Genomic DNA, 20,215 nt, shown 5'->3' with positions numbered 1-20,215 from the left:
AACATGATAGATATAAATTTATTAAAACCACACCCTCGTAACAGGGAAATTTATGGAGAAGAGGACATAAAGGAATTAGCAAATAAGATAAATGAAAGTAAGTTTATTAAGTCCTTAGTTATTTCTCAAGATAATGTAATAGTAAGCGGCCACAGAAGATATGCTGCATGTCTATTATTAAATATTAAAGAAATACCTTATGAAAGAGTAAATTTTCAAAATCCTGATGAAGAACTTGAGAGGTTACTCCTTGAAAATGAAGCAAGGGAAAAAACTACTTACCAGAAAGGTCAGGAAGCTATACTGTGGGAAGAACTTGAAAAGAAAAAGGCAGACCAAAGAAGAATTTCAACTCAAAACAATGATAAAGCTCAAGCAGTTAGGGAAAAGGTTCCCACTCAGGAAGAAGGAAGAGTTAGAGATATTGTAGCCCACAAAGTAGGAATTGGTTCAGGAAAAACCTATGAAAAAGCTAAATCTGTAATAAAGGAAATTGACAAATTAAAAAGGGAAGGAGAAAAAAATAATGCTGAATTTTTAACTGAGGTATTAAATACATCTGTTACAGGTGCTAAAAATATAATGAAATCCGACTCTCTAAATAAAATTTCAGATGATTTAAAAAATAAAGTAGTCAAGAAGGAAATAACTGCAAAGGAAGCTATTAAATTAGCAAAAAAAGAATTAAAGGCTGTAGAGAATGGAGTTAGTGATGCATCAAAGGTAAATAAGGACTCAATTATTGAAGAGTTTCAACTTAGTATTAAACAATTTATACAGGGTATCAATAAATATATTGAATTGGAGGATACTTTTGAATTGATGGATGAGGATGATGAAGATAAAGTCCTTGATTCTATAGATGAACTGGAAACCACAATAAATAAAATCAAGGATATTATATTGTAACATATGCAAAAAAATAGGAGCTGGTCTAGACTTAATTCAGTTATTCATCAGAGCTCTTACAATTTATGGGGGGTAACATAGATGAAGCAAAGGCAAATTAAGATTTATAGTTTTGGAAGAAAAAATGTAAAAGATAGTATAATCACATCTACGAATCTGGAAGAAAATATAATAACTTTAACGGAAAGCTTCCTTATCTTTGCATATGAATGCTATAAAAATGAAAAATTAGAAGATGGACAATTAATAGAGGAAATAATAAAAGTGATGCTTCCAGCTTCAGAAGGCAAAGCAAAAGAAGAATGGAATGATGGATTGACATTTGATGATAAAAAGTATTATGCATGGTTTGCAACTACCGGGGGAATGAAAAAAGAGGAACAGGGTAAATGTGAAACTATATTTGTAAGGGAAGATTTCTGTGATTTTGCTAAGGAATTTGAAGATTTAATATCTCTAGGTAAATTTAAGGATATTGAAGAGAGTAAGGCAGAAATTTGTATTAATAAGGATATTTTAAGCAGACTTTCTCTAGGGGTCAGCAGCTGTTATATGGCAGGAGATATGCCGAATATTATTGTATTACCCCAGCCTAAATTTCATTTAATAAAGGACTATAAAACTGTAGAGAAGTTTACTGAAAAGGTTAAAGATAAAAATGGTGAAGACAAAGAGAGGACAAATTATAATTTAATAGATTACCATTTTGATGATAATATTGATGTTTTTGATGGAGGAGCTATTGCAACACCTGAAGTTTTTAGACAGATAAAAAAAGAATTAGATATTAATTATGATGTAGAGTTTGCCGTCATCAGGGGATATGGTATTGGAATAAAAGGTATGATTAGCAAGTTTGATATTTTAAAATATTTGGATATTTTCTATAAAAAAGATACAGAGTTTTGTAAGAAGGAAAATGATAAATTTTATTTAAAAGATATGTGGAATGAATGGCAGGAAGTTACCGATAATACAATGCTTTTAAATGAATCAATGGTTAAGCTGGCAAAGTATTATAAAATTGAAAGTGATGAAAATATGGAAACATATAAGATGAGACTTTCTAAGGTAGATAAAAAATATAAGAATATTATCGTGAAATTATATGTTACAAAGATAAATAAAAGAGATGCGGATATTGAGGAATACAGGAAATTAAATTATCAATTGCTTACTGCACTGGCTCTAAGTAAAAAGGATTATATAGATTTAATAAAAGAGGATGTTAGAACTTATAGAAAAATATTAAAACCTTTTGATAAGGCCAGTGATAAAGAAGAATGGATAATTAATATAGATGCTATAAGGCTATTCTTCAAAAATATTATTAAAAACGATGATGGAGAAAGTGAAGAGTTTCAGGAAGGAATTAAAGCTGTTAGTAATAATGTGGTTACTAAATGTGAAGAGCTTCTTAATATATCAGAGGAATTTATACATCTAAAGTTTGTTAAAAATAATTTAGCCAGACTTATTGAGAAGAAGTGCAGAGAACTTGCCTGTGGAAAGGTTACGGCTAAAGCTAAATATAAGTATATAGCGGTAGATCCTATTTCCTATATGAATTATGCAATGTATAGAAAGCAGAAGGATAATGGTCTTAAAGAGGGAGAGTTCTTCAGTTGTGACTGTAATGATGGTGATGTAAGAACTATTGCTAGAAATCCCTTGTGCGCCTATAGTGAGATCCATAATGTTAAATTTGTTAGGAATGCTTTTCTGGACAACTATTTAAGCCATTGCAGGGAACTGATTTATTTTAACCAGAAAAGCGACATTCTGGCTTTAATGAGTTCAGCTGACACAGATGGAGATGCCTGCACTGTTATAGATTCAGATATTATAAGAAATGCTGTATTAATTCCACAGGATGGTAAGTATTTCATAAATACTGATGATGGACATAAGGAGCTTATGGAATATAATTTTGAAAATAAATTTTTAGCAACCTATAGGGCTTCGGGAAACTTAATCGGCAGTATTGCTTTAAAGAGTGCCAGTATTAATTCTGATAGTCAGCGGACCTATGACTATTATGATACCGTTAATGAAAAATTTGTGCTGTATTCGGGGATCGATGAAGCTGAAGATAAAAAAACTTATGTAAATGAAAAATTGGAAAGCGGAGAATGGCTTACAACTTATAAAGCAAGTGAACAGCACAGGGAACTCGTTAAGCAGAGATTTTATGAAAATGAGAAGGACATATATATAGTTTTATACAATGCCATGGTAAGTATAGATGCCCCTAAAACTCTGTATTTTCCTAGTAAAGCTGATATGAAAATAATAAATGATAGATACAGCAGGAAGGCCTGGTTCTTACAGTATAAAGAAAATAAAGAAAATGTAGATATAAATCATTATCAGTATACCTTTGGGCTTTTAGATAAAATTACAAATATTATAGAAAATAAATTATTAAATGAGATAAATAATATCACACATAGATTTGATAATAAAGCTGATTTAATACAGAAAAAATTAATAAATGGAGATTATATCCAGTCAGAATACAATTTATGTGTAGAAGAAATAGAAAAAATGTATAAAGATTATACGGAAGAAAGAAAAAACATTAATAGTGAATGTTACAAAAAGGAAATAAAAGAAACTAAGCATAGAGACGAAATGATAGAAAATGCTTCCTGGAGCCAATGGGAAGAGGATGAATATAAAGTAACCAAAGCATATTTTAAATCTGAAAAGTACAAGAAGTATAAGGAAGTGGATGCCAAATATATTGTTAAGGTTGATGAAATACTAGGTAAGTATAATCTTGCCACTATAGCCAATGCCATTGGAAACATGAAAAACTGCACTGAGGATTTTATTATTAATTTATTTTATCCGGTGTTTTATTACCTAAATAATAAGATAGAAGCCGACAGGTATCTTTATAAGAAAGCAGAAGATGGAGAAATATCTTACCTTTATGAAAAATATAAGAAAATAAAAGTGGAGGCTATAAACAATAGTAATATAGTCAAAGCTCTGCATTTGGAGGGGAAGAAGAGGTTAAAGGTAATAGATGTAAAAAGTGATATAAGAGCAAGGGTATTAGATAGTGGGGTTATAGAATTAATTCAATCGGAGCTTAAGAATAATGGGCATATTTATTTTGATGCTAAGGTAATTGATAATAAGGTCATTTTATTAAAGGAAGAAAAATATATGCTAGAAGTTTTTGAGGATTGGGTACAAATTAATCAGTATAGTTTATTGAAATGTAAAAATATTAAATTTGAAATATTAGTTGATATAGCAAAGAGTAAGAAGAGTTTAAAGTTAACAACAACGGAAATAGCAATATAGTGGGCAAGCTTACACTAGGTTCACTTCGCACTATCGTGCTTGTTCACCAAGTGTAAGTCTTCCAGACCCACTTTTGTGGAGTAAGCGATAATGGAAAAAATAAAAAATATACTTGCTTAACAAAAGTGTGAAAATGGAGGCAAATGTCATGGGGAATGAAACAATTGTAATATTGCAGGAAAGAATGGCTGGATGGCTTATGTTTAATGGATCTGGAAAAGTAACTGAAAAGGCGGATTTAAAGGATTCAAATAGACAAATTTACATTTTTAATGATTCACCCAAGTTAAGAGAAACTATGGGTAAATATCCTATTTATAAAAAACTTTTAAGTAAATAGAAAAAAGTAGGTGAGCATACGTAAGATGATCAAGGTAGACAATGATTTAGAAAAATTAAAATGGGAAGTAATAAATGGTAAAAGTAAAAACTTCCTAGTGAATTCTCTTGAAACAAGCAGAGGGAAAACAACAGGAGCTGCTTCAGCAATTGCTGACTATTTTGAAGAGGATAAAGATAAATTATTTAGTGGTGATACGAGATTTGTTTTTGTTAGTAAATTTGCTGAAGAATGTGCAAAAATAGCAAAATCTATAAACGAAAAGGTTAATGCAAATGTAGCATTAGCTTATACAACAAAAGAAACTGTACTTAAAGATGAAAAATATAAGGAACATTGCACTAACAATTATAAAAAATGTATAGAAAAAGTAGTAGTTGTCATTACTCATGCTATGTATATAAATTTATGTAGCCCCAAAAATATAATTCATGAAAAATTTAGAGAAGCGATTGAATTAAATTTTAATACACTTATTATTGATGAGCAAATTGACAATGTTGACAACTCATTTTGTGAATTTAATGAATATAAATTCGAGTTAATTAAGACACTTTTTATTGAAACTCAAAATAAAGAATTGAACATACAATGGACTGATATATCAAAACCTTTATTAGATTTGATTGCTAACAGAATAAATTGGATTAATCAATCAAAAGAAAATGCTAAGTATAAAAATCAGATGCATAAAATAAATGTTATTCAGGATAATTTTAAAAATCCACCAGAAAAGGTATTGAATGAATCTATTAATTATTTAAGAAAACAAATAGATTCGTTTGATAATCAATTATTAAAAGATTTAAATCGTGATAAAATAATAAAAATAGACAAGGGTGCTGCAATAGAAATTATAGATACAGTTGAGCTAATGAATAAAGAAATATATAATGGAAATGTAATTTTATCACTTTCGAATAATGGTAATAGAAATTTATATACTTATGATAGCAGCTTTCAATTTTTAAAATTAAAGAATAATATATGGTTAGATGCTTCAGCAAAGTTTCATTCCTTATATGTATTAAATAAAGAATTTTTTAATGTAGTTGATACAGAGAGGGTAATTGATCATTCACAATGTAATTTAAATATCCAATATACCAATACATCAACAAGCAATAAGAAAAAAGAGTTAACAAAATTTAGAGAAAATATAGCTGAATTTATAAAAACTAATGTTTCTGAGAATAATAAAGTTCTTGTAATTACAAATGATAAAGAATGTAAAGCACTGAAGGAAGAGTTTTTTACTGATAAAGAAATAGAAGGATATAATATAAAATTCACTAACTTTAAAGATATGAAGGGCAGAAATGATTGGAAAGATTTTGATCACTGTTTTATAATTCAAACACCACGAATGAACTTTGCCTATTATGTGTTTTTATACGAATATTGGACAAAAGTACAATTAACTGATGATGAGATTTTTATCTCAAATGGCAAAAAATATCAATGCGAGTTCAAAGTTAAAGAACTTACCAAATTAATGGAAGATGAAATGACATCTTATTTTTATCAAGCTATGAAACGTGTAGCAAGAAATAAGGAACCTAAAGGTAATTTTTATATTGTAAGTAATGTATGTAATTCTATTGATACTGTTAAATTGCAGCTACATAATATTAATATTATAGAATCAGGAAAGAAGAAATTTAAGAGAGACCATGTAGTTGATTTGATAAAGGACATAAGATCAGGGATTTATGATAATGAAAAATGGGAATATAAAAAAGATAAAAAAGAAAAGATTGTTAAAAAGTACAAATCAGATTTAAAAATAAAACTTAGATGGATGGCTAATATGCTATCTATTAGAGATGTAAGTGAATTAAAGAAAAGGATACTAGAAAAGACAGATTTAAAACAACTAAATTGTTATACAAAAGATAATGAATTAATTATTAAGATTATTCAAGAATAGGAAGGTAAGAAATTATAGAGGACTATAACTATTGATATATAAGGATTTTCAGCTCTTTCATATAAAAAAAATTACAAATTCCCTATATATATTATAACATAGGAAGCTTGGATAAAAAAACATAAAAAACAACTGCAAACATAGCAAACAAGCCACCTGACAGTGTTTTTAAAAAGCTACCTATTAACCTAATTACAATATAACATATGTTTAGTACTAATGTCAATGAAAATAATAAAATATAATATAAACCGCTTTCTTTTGCTTCTTTTCTTTGGCGGTAGCGTTGTAATTAGTGGCTCTTACGGAAAGCAGGATTATGGGAGTGACGTAAGGAACGACCAATAATCCTTGCTTGAGGTTAGAACAATAATTGCAATGTTGGATCAAAGAAAAGAAGAGTATTTAGTTGAAGATTAAGAGATTATACGGAAGATAATCAAATAAAAAATCAATAAAAGAGTAAAGAATATAAAACACAGTATAGTTACTATACCTGTCTATTCAATAAGAGTAGGCAGCTTTTATTTAGGATTAAGGAGGATTCATATTATGTATAATAATTTAAAATCAAATATTACAGAAGAAATTAAAAGCAATATAGGAAATAAACTATTATCTAAAATTATTTTCACCTATAAGAATCTGGATAAACATGAAAGAGAGGTTTTACAACAATTAAGCCCGGAATATATGACAGCTTATTATGCTATATACAATAAGATAAATACTGAAGCAGAAGCTAAGAATAATATAGCGTGGATTAAAAGAACTTATTATTTCCTTAATGATGAACTTAAAGGTTGGAAGGAGCTAAAGCATGAATGGTCAGAAATATATAATAAAAATCTTATTGATATAAGAAAGAAACTAGGATTATCTGGAAATGAAATATTAAATGCAGAACAAATAACAAATAAGGAATATGATGATTTAATGTATCTTAAGGAAAAGACTGATATGTGTGGTAAAAATGTGGAATATATAGAAGAATTATTTATTTCATTAGATGATAGGCTCAAGGAGTGCTGTAAACTTATAGAGAATATATCCTTCAATGATTTTTGTTCACTGATTGGAATTAATAAAGTTACAGCTTCAAAGAATGTTAAGGAGGATTTTGATTACTGCGAAGATGATTATTATCCATATTATTATAGTTTACTTTGGTGGGGAATAGAAGATGCCAGAGAAGAGGACGAGTGGAAAAGCAACAGAAATGGTATGCCTTATTTTGAAATTTGTACCGAATCAACTATGCTTCAAATTACAAAAAATAAGGAGGCCAAGAAAAAAGTTGATGATTATATGATTTATGAAATGGGCTTAGGTAATTGTATGTATACATTAAAAACAAATGAAAACGGTGAGAAGAGTATGGAAAAATATTATCCACCATTAAAAGCTATTAGATAGGAGTATCTTATTAGATGCTCTTATTTTTATTGGAGGTTATTAAAATAGTACAATTTAGCGTTTTATTTCAGGACGAAAATTATGTCTATGTAGAAATATATGAAGATTTTCAAGTAATAGGTGTGAAGATTCCTATAACAAAATTTGGTGACTGGAGGAAATATAAAATTGAAATATAGTAAAGGAGAATTACATTGGAATTTAAAAGGATAAAAATAGATGATCTTATTCATGCAGAATACAATCCACGTAAAGACCTAAAAACTGGTGATGCTGAGTATCAGAAAATAAAAAATAGCATTATTGAATTTGGATATTGTGAGCCTATAATTGTAAATAATGATATGACAATTGTTGGGGGACATCAAAGGGCAAAGGTATTGGAACAACTTGGCTATGATGAAGTGGACTGTGTTGTTATTGATATTGATAAAACTAAGGAAAAAGCTTTAAATGTTGCATTAAATAAAATCACAGGTGAATGGGATATGTCAGCATTGGCTCATTTGTTAGATGAACTCAAAGAAGAAAATTATGATATTGAGCTTACAGGTTTTGATATGAGTGAAGCTGAAAAATTATGGGATGAATATATAAAGGAAGAAACTGGACAGGAGGAAGAACAAATTCCCGAAGTACCAGAGGAAACTGTAATTAATACAGGAGACATTATTCTTCTTGGAAAACATAGATTGATTTGTGGAGATGCGGCAAAAGCTGAAGATATGAATAAATTAATGGGTGGCAAGAAGGCAAAACTTACTGTAACAGATCCTCCTTATGGAATAGGTTATGTGGGAAAAACAGAAGATGCCCTAACTATTCAAAATGATAATCTTGATGATGAAGAATTTTATAAATTTCTGCTTGGGGCATTTAAGAGGATTTATGAAATATCAGATGACGGGGCAAGTTTTTATGTGTTCCATGCAGATGCCAAGGGATTAATATTCAGGAAAGCATTTGTTGATTCAGGATTTAAACTTTCCCAATGCTGTATATGGGTAAAGAATACATTCGTAATGGGAAGACAGTCCTATCAATGGCAGCATGAACCAGCACTTTTTGGATGGAAGCCTACAGGTAGTCATTACTGGAATGGTGATAGAAAGCAGAGTACCATATGGAATTTTGATAGACCAAGGGCTAATGATGTTCATCCAACTATGAAGCCAGTTGCCCTTATTGAGTATATTATTAAGAATTCAAGTATGTATGGGGATATTGTTTTGGATACTTTTCTTGGTAGTGGTACTACATTAATTGCAGCAGATAATGCAGGTAGAATTTGCTATGGTTCAGAACTTGATCCTAAGTATTGTCAGGTAATAATCGAGAGATGGATTAATTATAAAGATGGAATAAATGGAGATGATGTAATTATAGAAAGAGATGGAAATAAGTATACATATAATGAATTATCATAAATGTCCTTAATTGAGTTGACTTAACTGTTTTTTAGAGTGATTAATGTACACAACAAAATACAGGAGGTCATTGAATATGGATAGAAAAGAGATTGTTAGATTATTAGGAGAGAACTTCAAGGTAAAACCACAGTATATGGGAGTTCCAAGCTTTGCATATGAAATAGAAACATCAGCAGGACTTATAATTGTTGATAGAGAAGGAAAAATTACAAATGCAGAAGGTAAGGAAGTTGAGCTTGAAGAATTGCTGAATGACACTAAGGAAGCAGAACGGCAAACCAGAGCTTTTGATATAGAAGTTCCTATGGAAGGTCATACAGGAATTACACTGAAGAATCTAGTAAATATGATTTATAGTAAACAGGAACTTATACAGAAAGCTTTAGGGCTTACAGAAAATATTATAGATGATGATTTTTCAATAGGAATTAATAAAGGTGAAATTGAAACTTTAGGGGATTTTAAAACAGCTTTACATGATATAGGAGAAAAAAGCTGCCCGGGGATTACATTTGATTTTTATAGCAGTGTTATTAGATTTAAATTCTTAGAAGGTGAGGTAGAACCTGAAAGGTTCAAAGCATATAGTAAATTCATAGAGTTGATAAATGAAAATTCTAAAACCTTGAAATATGCTTCAGCCAGGGTAAAAGGTACTGACAATGAAAAATATACTTTTAGAACTTGGCTATTGAGATTAGGTATGATTGGGACTGAATATAAAGCTACAAGGAAAATATTACTTGAAAAGCTATCGGGGAATGGAGCTTTTAGATATGGCAAACCTGAAAAGAAAAATAAAGAGGTATATGGGGAACAGTAAGCTTCCCTTTTTATATTGGCTTTGTGAGGGTTTTTGTTGCGATATTATTATTGAGGTAGGGTAATTGAACCACTATTATTTTTAGCTTCAATATGGGCAAAGGTGTAAATGGGTAAAATGGATATATATTTCAACTTTACTTTTATATCAGTGTAGAGGTAATGTACTACCTAAGCAATAAGGAAAGGTGGAATTATTAATGAAAACTGAATATTTGATTAAGATAACATTGAAGGGATTACTGACCACAGCTAAGGAAAAGATATGTGTGTTGGGAGAAGAAGGTGCCAAGGAAGATTTGAAGTCAATTAGGAATTTATATGAGGAATTAATTATATTTTGGGGATTAGATGAGAAGTTTATTGATGAATTCGATGAGAAAATTGGAATATTGAAGTAAAGAAAAAGGGGCTGGGAGATGCCCTTTTTAGATCGAGAAATATAACTTGAAACCTTATCCATTAAGAGTTAACATAGCACAAACATAAGATTTGGAGGTATGGATATGTTGGAAGAATTTGGAGAGTTCGTTGATTTTTTTATTGATAAAAGGCTTAATGATATTTCACTTGCTTTAGGTAAAAATGATGAAAGGTATAAGCAATTACAAACTGAATTAAGGAAAGTACAAGATAAAGTAATGGATGAAGCTGATAAAAAATTACAGGAACTATTTATAGAATATGGAGATGTTACAAATGAACAAATAGCAATTATCTACAGGGAAATATATATGTGTGCTTTTAGAGATGCTCTGAAAGCTGTTGGAGTGATTGAGACGATGAAGATGAAATAAATACTATGGACTGGAGAAGCACTTTTTACTTTTTTGTTGTACATACTCTTTTGTTAATATAAAATTATTAATAAAAGGAGATGAAAATTATGGAATTCCAAGGTGTTTGGAGTGTTTATGAAATGGAAATGTGGAATGAAGAATACTTTAATATGGAAGTGCAGGCATTTATTAAGATCAATCATGATGGAAGCGGAGAATTTCAATTTGGTTTAGTTACTGGTGATTTTATAGGGAAAGTTATAGATCAAAATGATAATGAAAAGTTTACATTTAAATGGGTAGGCACAGATGAACTTGAACCAGTAAATGGAATTGGATGGATTGAAATTATTAATGAGGATTTAATAGAAGGAGAATTTATATTTTACGATGGTGAAGAGTCAAAATTTAAAGCTAGAAAAGTAAATTGTTGAGGGGATGGGTTGAAAATTGGTTTCAATATTACAAGAACCTAGAGGTGAAACATATAGAATATTAATTGAATATGCAGCAAATAGATGCTCTCAGTTTGTTTTTGTTGTTAATTCGAGTTGTGGTAATATTCAAGAGAGCGGTTTAGAAGTTTTGAAGCAACTCAAACCTTATTTAATTAAAAAAATCAAGCATAACAAATGGCCTGGAACTATAAGTTATGGAGAATGTTCTTTAATATATCATTTTCAATGCAATAAAAACACAGTTTCTATATTACAAAATTCAGTTAATGCTCTTTATGATTGGTATCTTCCGAAGTTACCAATGGATTTAAGTTTTCTGGATAAAAATAACAATGGATGGCTTGTTAGTGTTGCTCATGAAAAAATGTCATGGCTTAATATATCTCATGAGGAAAAACAGGATATTTTAGATAAATTTCCCAACTTACAATTAGGCGAGGATAAAAAGAAAACTATAGAACAGCTTCTTCAAAATAAAGAAGAAAAATACTTAAGTCTATCACATATGAATTTACATCAAATACCAGAAGTTATTGCTGATTTTAAAGAACTACAAGGACTTTCAATATTAGATGACAATATAAACGAAATTCCAGAATTCATAGGCAATTTAACTAATTTAAATCGTCTAATAATATCAGGAAAACAAATTCGCAGTATTCCTTCTAGTATATTTTATTTATCCAAGCTAGAAGAGCTAAGGATAGAGAATACATCTATATCAGGTATACCTAAAGAAATAGAAAATCTTAAAAATCTATCAGTACTGGATCTAAGTAACAATAGAATACTAGATTTACCTGAAGAGGTTTGTAATTTAGGCGATTTATGGGTGTTATTTGCACCATTTAATCAGATAAAAAAGATTCCTGATAATATTGGCAAGCTAACTAATTTATGGTACTTTGGGATTCATAACAATAAAATTAATAAGTTACCTGAAAGTATTATAAATCTAGTAGATCTGAAATACATTTCATTATTCAATAATGATTTTAAGGATATAGAATATGAAATTACTAAATTTAAGGATATCAAACCCATAAGAGTCGATACAACTTTCTAGGAATTTTATAGGTTAAGAAAGTATAAATCAAGTTCCGACGGTAATGTTATTGGCATATACGTGATAAATTCACTGAGTATTAGCTTTCAGTACGATTTATGGGAATAAATAACTTTACAATATGAATTATTATTACATAAGAAGGAGGAGAGATTGGATGGGCAATGAAAAAAAGCACTTTTGGAAGGATTGGACTTTCTTTGTAGCGTTCTTCGCAGGATGTATTATAACAGATATTGTGAATGGGATTATAGGGTTTAGATACAATATATTTGAGGACGGGTTTAATATTTTATATTTTCTAGAGGGTATGTTGATATATATGATTTGTTTTAGTATCATATATTTCTGCATTAAATCGATTAAGAATAAGTGTGTAACGCAAAAATAATTAGTTTGTAAGAGCCAATGGCAAGGCTCTTTTTTAGTTTGGGGGTGAGGTGATGAGTAAAAAAGTAAATACCAAGGAATTAACTAAGTATGATACTGTAGTAATTCCACGATTGTCCGAGATCAAACAATGGATTCTTGAAGGAAGCACTGACAAACAGATATGTGAAAGATTAAATATAAACCCTGATACATGGTACAGATATATGCGTGAGCATGAGGTTTTATCAGATATTGTTAAAAGTTACAAACAAGCAATAGATAGTGAAGTTGAGAAAGCATTAATTAAATCTGCAATGGGATATGAATATGAAGAAGTGAAAACAATTATTGAAGAAGATAACAATGGTAAAAAGAGAACTAGAATTGAAAAGGTTAAGAAACATCAACCACCTAACCCAACAGCAATGATATTTTGGCTAAAGAATAGAGCACCTGAGAAATGGAGTGATAGGAAGGAAATAATTCTTGATACCAAAGCTCAAGAAGAGGAAAGGAAGAAGTTATTCCTTGAGATGATTAATAATGAAACAGTAGATGCAGATTATTCTATTGCAGATGAACCTGTTCCTAAAAGTGAAAAAGGTTCTATTGATGATTCTGATAATAATGATTATAATGAAACTGAACCAAAGGAAGATTAAATTTAAAAGCTGAAGCATAATGCTTAATACTTATGTCGTGAGTAATTCAAGAGATAAATGGCTTTTCACTTTCCAACAATGGCTTAAAACCGTTGAAAATTATTAAAAACTGATTGCATAATTGCTCTTATGTATTGAGATTAATTCTTTTCAGAGGTATCATGTGACCAATGGAAGGAAGGTGTTTTATATGGTTTATATCAAGGGTTTTGAAGAATATTTACAAGCAAAGGATAAGAGTGGAAATACAGTTTCTTGTTATGTAAGAGATACCAGGGCTTTTATATCTTGGTATGATAGTAGAACAAAGGCAGGTATTGGGAAGGTGATTGAACTGGACTTGGTGGAATATAAAAAATATTTACAGAGTTCAGGTGAAGCTGTTATAACAATCAACCGTAAACTTGCCGGTATAAATTCATTTTTAAAGTATTTGAAACAAGAAGACATTATAAATAAAGTTATTTCAATAGGTATTATAAAGGATAAAGATAAAAAGCAGTTTAAAGGACTTGAGGATAGGCAATTATGGAAATTTAGAAATGAAATCCATCGGGAAGGAAACCTGATGCATATATGTATTATAGAGATGTTGCTTCAAACAGGCATTAGGGTAAGTGAATTAGTAAATATTAAGCTGATTGATATAAAAATATCTGAAAGAAAAGGCAGTTTACAGGTCATTGGCAAAGGAAATGCTAAAAGGACTGTTCCGTTGAATAAGGATGTAAGGAAAGCTGTTGATAAATACCTTAAAGTAAGACAAGATGATAGCTCTGAATACTTATTTATTGGTCAAAGAGGAGCAATAAAGCGGAATGCAGTGAACCTTATACTAGAAAAATATGCTGAAAGGCTCCACATCAAGGTAACACCGCATATGATCCGCCATACACTTGGATATAATTTGGTAAGGAAACAGGTGCCAATAACAACTATTCAGCAAATATTGGGACATGAAAGTATAATTACAACAAATAGATATACCCAAACACCAGAAGATGATATGGTCAGGGCATTAGAAGGCTTGGAGTGGTAGAAACCATTCCTTTTTTATTGCCTTGAATGGAGGGGGGCTTCTGTGTGGGAAAAATTGCCCTTTCAGTAAATAGTGCAGAAATTTTTGACAAATTTTCTCTTCAAAAATATAATAAAGGAAAGAATTATATTCTATTGGGGGGAAATAACATGCTAAAGAAAGAAAAAAATACTGTAAAAACTGTTAATAAAAATATAAGATTTAATTATTTTGAATCTATGCTTGTTGTCGATGAGGAAATATTATCTAAGGTAATAAAAACAAAAGTTATAATTCAAAAAATTAAGGATAGAGGGGGAAAAAAATTAACTAAAAAACAGAAGGAAATATTAAAACAAGAAGAAGAAATATTAGAACAAGAAAAAACATATAATAAATACAAGGCAACCCCATGGGATATGAAGTCTATGCTAGAATATTTCTCTTATAGTGGAATTTATACTTCAATAGATATTGGTGGAATTGTTGTTGAAATTGAGCCAGGAACTTTTACCCCATTAAAGGATGATATTATTAGTTTTCAATTGACGAAAATGAGGGATAATATGATACCTGCTAAAAAACAAATTGGAAAAGTAAAGCAGGATATAATACTTACTGATGATGAATACATTGGAGATTTTATAAGCATACTGTATGACTGTAAATATAGTGTGCTTATGATACAGTCAAATAATTATGGATTATCGGTTAATCAGATACAAGCATATTTCACCTTATTAAGAAGAAGGTATATTAGAGAAGCCAAAATTAAAGGATTAATAGACGAATTAGCATGTGAACTTAGTATATTAGTTGATCCAAGTAAGGCAGAAAAGGTATTAGATGCAGAATATTTTAAAAAAATAAGAATTAAGGGATCTGATTTTATGCTTGATGCGTTACTTGACCCTGAAAGCGAAGGCCTTATGGGAAAAACTAGAAGGCTAATTGGAGAACGTACAGGTATAAACTTTGAGGTTGTTTTGTCCGTGAACACGTCTAAAAAAACACAATCATTAGATATAAATGAGGTGGAAAAGTTAGTTAATGATTTTAATAATATTAGTGATAAAGAAAAAAGACCAATTGTTGAAATTACTAAAAAAGATAATGATGATTCAAATGTTGAACTTGTAAATTTGTTGCATCCAAGACTTACGGATGTTATAAGTTTTAAGATTCGTGCTAGAACATCAGTTGGTCATGAATTTTTATATCAAAAAATGAAAGAAAACTATATAAACACTAGGAAGGTGGTTGCTCGAATTATAAGTCAATTGTAAAGTGAGGAATTTATATGAAAAAAATAAATAAAATATTTGAGAAATTTGAGGACATCTTTTTAAGATACTTATTAATTATATGTATAGTAATATCTATTTTCTCTACTTTTGCATATTACTTTGGCTTTATTAAAAATGTTAGAGGTACAATGCCAAATGTTATAATGTTTGCATCAATTATATTTGTAGTTATCAGTTTAATTTTAACTTTATTGATATCGCTAAAAGGAAGTTTACTTTTTGATAGAATAAGAAACAAGTTTCCACTTGTAACCAAAAGTGTATATAAATTTTTAAATAAAATTATTTTATCTTCAATGGTTGTTGTAGTATTGGCACTGTTTATTACAGTGTTACCATTAAATTTAAATAAATATTTTAAAGTATTTATTTCATTAATTGGGTTTATAATGTTTTGGTATATGATTTTAGGCGCAGTATATATGCTGAAATTTACCACGGATATGGTTGTGAAAAATGATAATCTTCAGAAAACAAATAAAATGCAGTAAGAAGAGGTGATTAAATGACCATCTATATGAATGAACAATATGTGCAAAACCAATTACTACACCAATACATGAAAAAATACTTCTCACCACAGAAAATAAAGCAGCTTGTAGAAGAGTTTTCTTTTTCAGAACTTCGTAAGCTATTAGGTGAGATGGATATAGAATTCTTTGCTCTCTGTTATTTTCCCAAATACTTTGACCGTAAGTTTGGAAAATTTCACAGAGAGCTTTTTGCTGAGTTGAAATATATGCTTAATAATAAAGGGTTGATTGAAGCTTTTGGACTGCCAAGGGAACATGGTAAAAGCACAATCAATTCTTTTTTATTTCTACTGTATTCTACACTTTATAATAAATCACAATTTACATTAATAATATCAGCAACGGAGCAGATTGCTGTTCCTTTTCTTGATATGATTAAGAGTGAACTTGAGGAAAATCAAATGCTCATTGAGGATTTTGCTATTCAGAAGGGAAACAGATGGAATAATAATGAGATATGGATTAGAACTAAAGGTGGCATTGATTCCTGTATTATGATAAGGGGAATTGATGGCTCACTTAGAGGAATTCATTATAAACAGCATAGACCTACACTGGTACTGCTGGATGATTTACTTAAAGATGATACGGCAAAATCTGAAACCAAAAGGGAACAGGTCAAAAGCACATTTACAGATGTAGTTATTCCAATAGGTACAAGAGATACAAATATATTAGTTATGGGCACTATTTTAAATGAGGAAGACCTGATGGCAGAATTGTTAAAAGGTAAAATTCCAGGGGTTCGAAGCATTAAAAAATCAGCAGTGATTAGTTGGTCTGTAAGGGATGACCTCTGGGCAGAGTGGCAAATAAAGTATAATAATTTACAGGATGAAGATAGAATTCAAACAGCTCTATCTTTTTTTAATGCAAATAAAGAGAAAATGCTAAAGGGCACAGAGATTCTATGGGATGAATATTTGGACTATTATTATCTTATGTGCAAGAAACAATCTATGGGGGAAAAGAGTTTCTATAAGGAGATGCAAAATGATCCAAGAAGTACAGATGATTATATATTCCAGGATGTTAAGTATTGGAATAAACTTCCCGACTTTGAAGATATGGAAATTGTGATGTATATTGATCCAGCAATTAAAGCGGGAAAAAGAAATGACTATTCAGCAATCACTGTACTAGGAAGGCATAGGAAAACTAAGCAGATGTATGTGGTTGATGGTACTATCTATAAGCTTCTTCCTGATGATTTATTTCAGGTTGCAGTAGAAAAATTAAAGGATTACCCAGTTGAGAAAATAGGATTTGAGGCTACACAAGCACAGAGCTATATGAAACAGAAATTTGAGGAAGAGTTATGGAAATCTAAATTTTATGTTCCTGTAGAAGCTATAAATTCTAAAGGACAGAAGCATGAGAGAATTATAACTCTTGAACCAGATGTTAAAAATGGGTATATTTTATTTAATTCAGATAATATACAGTACAATAATCAAATAAAGGATTATAACAAAAACTGTAAACACGATGATGCACCTGATTCTTTATATGGAGCTGTTCAATTAGTACAGGGGGTGCAGAGTTTGAAGTTTTATGATAGAAGTTTGTTGTTTTAAGATTAGTTTTGTATGTAATAATTGTTGTTATTAGGGGCAATAAGTAATTAATTTCAGAATAAAAATTATCTAAGCATTGACATAGCTAGCAGGGTATGATAAACTTTATTTAATAATTATCGGATAATTATTAAATAAAGGAGGCACTAATATGAAAAGAAAAATGACAGATAAACATAAGTTTATGTCGTATGTTTTAAACAATGATGAGGATTTAAATGTTAGTACAACAAAAATTGCAGAAATGTTTGAAGTAAGCCAATCAACAGTCAGCAATGCTATAAAAGATGTAAGATACGAACTAAAAATAAAAAATTTAGAAAAAGAACTCTCGATTGCTAAAAAAGAAATTTATAATAGTAAAATAATTGAACTTCCAGAAAATACTGAAAATATTACAGTCTTTAAAAGGAAACCATAATTTTTTAAGAATTGGCTACGAGGAGGAATCAAAATGCCTAAGAATCAGGAGTTTTTAAAAAATTTAGTTAATAACTTTAATGAATATGAATGGAATTATGATAATGCAAATAAAATAGGTACTTATAAGAATGACTTTAATCTACAAGTGAAATTACAGAATAAAAGAAGGAGAGAAGAAGATGAATCACTCAAAGGAAACCAATGGGATGACTTATTCAGAAAATATCCCAATTCTCAATCGGTAGAGGTTACATTTTTGTACAGAGGTGCAGAAGTTGATGGATATCCAGCCTTAATATTTAAAAATGTAATAATTCCATTGCCTATTGCTGCAAACATGATTAATGAATTTTATGAAAATGAGTTAAGAATTGCAAGAGTGTTTAGTGATGATAAAAATAGTTTTGATAAAATTTTATCTGGAATTGAACAGCGAAAAAAAAATTATTAAAGGAACTCAAGAAGCTATCATCAAAAACGATGGCGGCTTTTTTATGCCCATTTTTTGAAAGGAGCTGATAATTTGCAAATAACGGAAAATCTAATATTACAATGCTTAAATGAGCTAAATAGTAATGCACTAAAAAAGAAGATATACAAGGACTACTATAAAGGCAGGCATAGCATTTTAAATAATTATACTATGCAGGACAGCAGGAGCAATATGAAGTTGGTTTTTAATTTTCCACGTAAATTTGTAGACAATGAAGTAGGATATTTACTGGGTAAGCCTGTAAACTATGTTTCTAAATCAGATGATGAAGATATTATAAATGCAATTGATTTAAATACAAGCCACTGGGACAAAGAACATAATATTAATTTGAGGAAGCAGTCAGAAATATTTGGTGAGAGTTATGAACTAAATTATGTTAATGAGGAGGGAGAATTTTCAGCTGCAATATTTAATCCACTTAGCTGTTATGTTTTAGAAGATGAAACTGACGAAAGAAATGTTCTTCTGGCAGTACATAAATATACAAAGCAGTTTGATACCAATGAATATCTTGATGTTTATACTGATAATCAAATTCTTCACTATAAGATTGGAGAAGCAAGTACATACGGATTTGTTTATTCAGAAGGGGGACTTCAGCTTTTGGGAAACCATAATCATATATTTGGAAAAGTTCCAGTAACAGTATGCCCAGCAAATTCAGAGAGAAAAAGTGGTTTTCAGGATGTTATTTCATTATTTGATGCCTATAATGCAATAAACTCTGACCTCTGTAATGAAATTGCAGACCATAGAAATGCCTACCTTGTTATAGAAAATGCAAAACTTGAGGAAGAGGATTTAGGTAAAATGAAGCAGATGGGCATTATTCAAGTACCATCAGGAGGAAAAGTAAGCTGGCTTACTAAAGATATAAATGATTCCTTTGTTAAAAATGAACTGGATAATATTGAAAGAAAAATATATGATCTTATGGATGAGGTAAACTTCAGTGAAAACTGGGCAGCCAATACATCATCCCTGGCACTCAGGAATAAACTCTTAAATCTTGAAAACAGGGTATCTATGAGAGAAGCTATTATGGAAAAGGTGATTAAGCAGAGGCTTAAAAATCTTTTTATTTTTTTGTCCAAGAAAGAGGGAAAACAGTATGACTATAGGGATGTAGCTGTTAAATTTACAAGAAACTTACCAACAGATTTAACAGGACTTGCCGATGTTATTACAAAACTTGAAAATGTATGTTCACAGGAAACACTGCTTACACTTCTTCCGTTTGTTGAGAATCCAAGGCTTGAGGTTACAAAATATAGAACTGAACAAAAAACGCTGGACTTATGGAATACTGATGTTAATCACAAAGATATTATTCAAAATCAAAATTAGAAAAGGGGACAA

21 protein-coding genes are annotated in these 20,215 nt (G+C 29.9%); all 21 read left to right on the top strand.

Going from position 1 to position 20,215, the window contains the following annotated elements:
- Positions 1–3: 3 nt before the first annotated feature.
- The 21 genes from ACJDU8_RS04560 to ACJDU8_RS04460 all read left to right on the top strand — a co-directional run bounded on the left by ACJDU8_RS04560 (position 4) and on the right by ACJDU8_RS04460 (position 20,203).
- Positions 4–909: a ParB N-terminal domain-containing protein gene (locus ACJDU8_RS04560; protein WP_406791105.1), complete on the top strand. Its 906-nt coding sequence runs from the start codon at positions 4–6 to the stop codon at positions 907–909.
- Positions 910–990: 81 nt separating this feature from the next.
- The gene (locus tag ACJDU8_RS04555) at positions 991–4,227 is read left to right on the top strand and encodes a hypothetical protein (protein ID WP_406790972.1); all 3,237 of its coding nucleotides are present in this window, start codon (positions 991–993) and stop codon (positions 4,225–4,227) included.
- 148 nt (positions 4,228–4,375) lie between these two features.
- Complete coding sequence (locus ACJDU8_RS04550) at positions 4,376–4,567, top strand: hypothetical protein (RefSeq protein ID WP_406790971.1); 192 nt, start codon at positions 4,376–4,378, stop codon at positions 4,565–4,567.
- Between the two features lie 25 nt (positions 4,568–4,592).
- Positions 4,593–6,497: a hypothetical protein gene (locus ACJDU8_RS04545; protein ID WP_406790970.1), complete on the top strand. Its 1,905-nt coding sequence runs from the start codon at positions 4,593–4,595 to the stop codon at positions 6,495–6,497.
- Between the two features lie 552 nt (positions 6,498–7,049).
- On the top strand, positions 7,050–7,913 hold the full coding sequence (locus ACJDU8_RS04540) for a hypothetical protein (protein WP_406790969.1): 864 nt from the start codon (positions 7,050–7,052) through the stop codon (positions 7,911–7,913).
- Positions 7,914–7,927: 14 nt separating this feature from the next.
- Positions 7,928–8,092 (top strand): hypothetical protein, encoded by a 165-nt coding sequence (locus tag ACJDU8_RS04535; RefSeq protein ID WP_406790968.1) that lies wholly within the window; start codon positions 7,928–7,930, stop codon positions 8,090–8,092.
- A 15-nt stretch (positions 8,093–8,107) separates the two neighbouring features.
- On the top strand, positions 8,108–9,340 hold the full coding sequence (locus ACJDU8_RS04530) for a site-specific DNA-methyltransferase (protein WP_406790967.1): 1,233 nt from the start codon (positions 8,108–8,110) through the stop codon (positions 9,338–9,340).
- 76 nt (positions 9,341–9,416) lie between these two features.
- Positions 9,417–10,166, top strand: a complete 750-nt coding sequence (locus ACJDU8_RS04525; RefSeq protein WP_406790966.1) for a virulence-related protein — start codon at positions 9,417–9,419, stop codon at positions 10,164–10,166.
- Positions 10,167–10,365: 199 nt separating this feature from the next.
- Positions 10,366–10,566 (top strand): hypothetical protein, encoded by a 201-nt coding sequence (locus ACJDU8_RS04520; protein WP_406790965.1) that lies wholly within the window; start codon positions 10,366–10,368, stop codon positions 10,564–10,566.
- A 105-nt stretch (positions 10,567–10,671) separates the two neighbouring features.
- On the top strand, positions 10,672–10,962 hold the full coding sequence (locus ACJDU8_RS04515; RefSeq protein WP_406790964.1) for a hypothetical protein: 291 nt from the start codon (positions 10,672–10,674) through the stop codon (positions 10,960–10,962).
- An 89-nt stretch (positions 10,963–11,051) separates the two neighbouring features.
- Entirely contained in the window at positions 11,052–11,378 is a 327-nt protein-coding gene (locus ACJDU8_RS04510; RefSeq protein ID WP_406790963.1) for a hypothetical protein, read from the top strand.
- A gap of 16 nt (positions 11,379–11,394) precedes the next feature.
- A complete protein-coding gene (locus tag ACJDU8_RS04505; protein WP_406790962.1) occupies positions 11,395–12,468 on the top strand; it encodes a leucine-rich repeat domain-containing protein in 1,074 nt (357 codons plus the stop codon).
- Between the two features lie 157 nt (positions 12,469–12,625).
- Complete coding sequence (locus ACJDU8_RS04500; protein ID WP_406790961.1) at positions 12,626–12,859, top strand: hypothetical protein; 234 nt, start codon at positions 12,626–12,628, stop codon at positions 12,857–12,859.
- Between the two features lie 52 nt (positions 12,860–12,911).
- Complete coding sequence (locus ACJDU8_RS04495) at positions 12,912–13,502, top strand: hypothetical protein (RefSeq protein ID WP_406790960.1); 591 nt, start codon at positions 12,912–12,914, stop codon at positions 13,500–13,502.
- A 190-nt stretch (positions 13,503–13,692) separates the two neighbouring features.
- Positions 13,693–14,541: a tyrosine-type recombinase/integrase gene (locus ACJDU8_RS04490; RefSeq protein ID WP_406790959.1), complete on the top strand. Its 849-nt coding sequence runs from the start codon at positions 13,693–13,695 to the stop codon at positions 14,539–14,541.
- A gap of 149 nt (positions 14,542–14,690) precedes the next feature.
- On the top strand, positions 14,691–15,806 hold the full coding sequence (locus ACJDU8_RS04485) for a DUF6731 family protein (RefSeq protein WP_406790958.1): 1,116 nt from the start codon (positions 14,691–14,693) through the stop codon (positions 15,804–15,806).
- Positions 15,807–15,820: 14 nt separating this feature from the next.
- Positions 15,821–16,318: a hypothetical protein gene (locus ACJDU8_RS04480; RefSeq protein WP_406790957.1), complete on the top strand. Its 498-nt coding sequence runs from the start codon at positions 15,821–15,823 to the stop codon at positions 16,316–16,318.
- Between the two features lie 14 nt (positions 16,319–16,332).
- Positions 16,333–17,937, top strand: a complete 1,605-nt coding sequence (gene terL, locus ACJDU8_RS04475; protein ID WP_406790956.1) for a phage terminase large subunit — start codon at positions 16,333–16,335, stop codon at positions 17,935–17,937.
- A 151-nt stretch (positions 17,938–18,088) separates the two neighbouring features.
- Positions 18,089–18,358 carry a hypothetical protein gene (locus tag ACJDU8_RS04470; RefSeq protein WP_406790955.1) on the top strand — a complete coding sequence of 90 codons (270 nt, stop codon included), beginning with the start codon at positions 18,089–18,091 and terminating at the stop codon, positions 18,356–18,358.
- A 33-nt stretch (positions 18,359–18,391) separates the two neighbouring features.
- Positions 18,392–18,811, top strand: coding sequence for a hypothetical protein (locus tag ACJDU8_RS04465; protein WP_406790954.1), 420 nt, complete (start codon positions 18,392–18,394; stop codon positions 18,809–18,811).
- Between the two features lie 72 nt (positions 18,812–18,883).
- Positions 18,884–20,203, top strand: coding sequence for a phage portal protein (locus tag ACJDU8_RS04460; RefSeq protein ID WP_406790953.1), 1,320 nt, complete (start codon positions 18,884–18,886; stop codon positions 20,201–20,203).
- Positions 20,204–20,215 lie beyond the last annotated feature (12 nt).

Origin of the sequence: Candidatus Clostridium eludens (assembly GCF_045310515.1) — a bacterium.
Classification (GTDB): domain Bacteria; phylum Bacillota; class Clostridia; order Clostridiales; family Clostridiaceae; genus Clostridium_B; species Clostridium_B eludens.
This window is presented reverse-complemented; position numbering and strand designations above follow the sequence as displayed.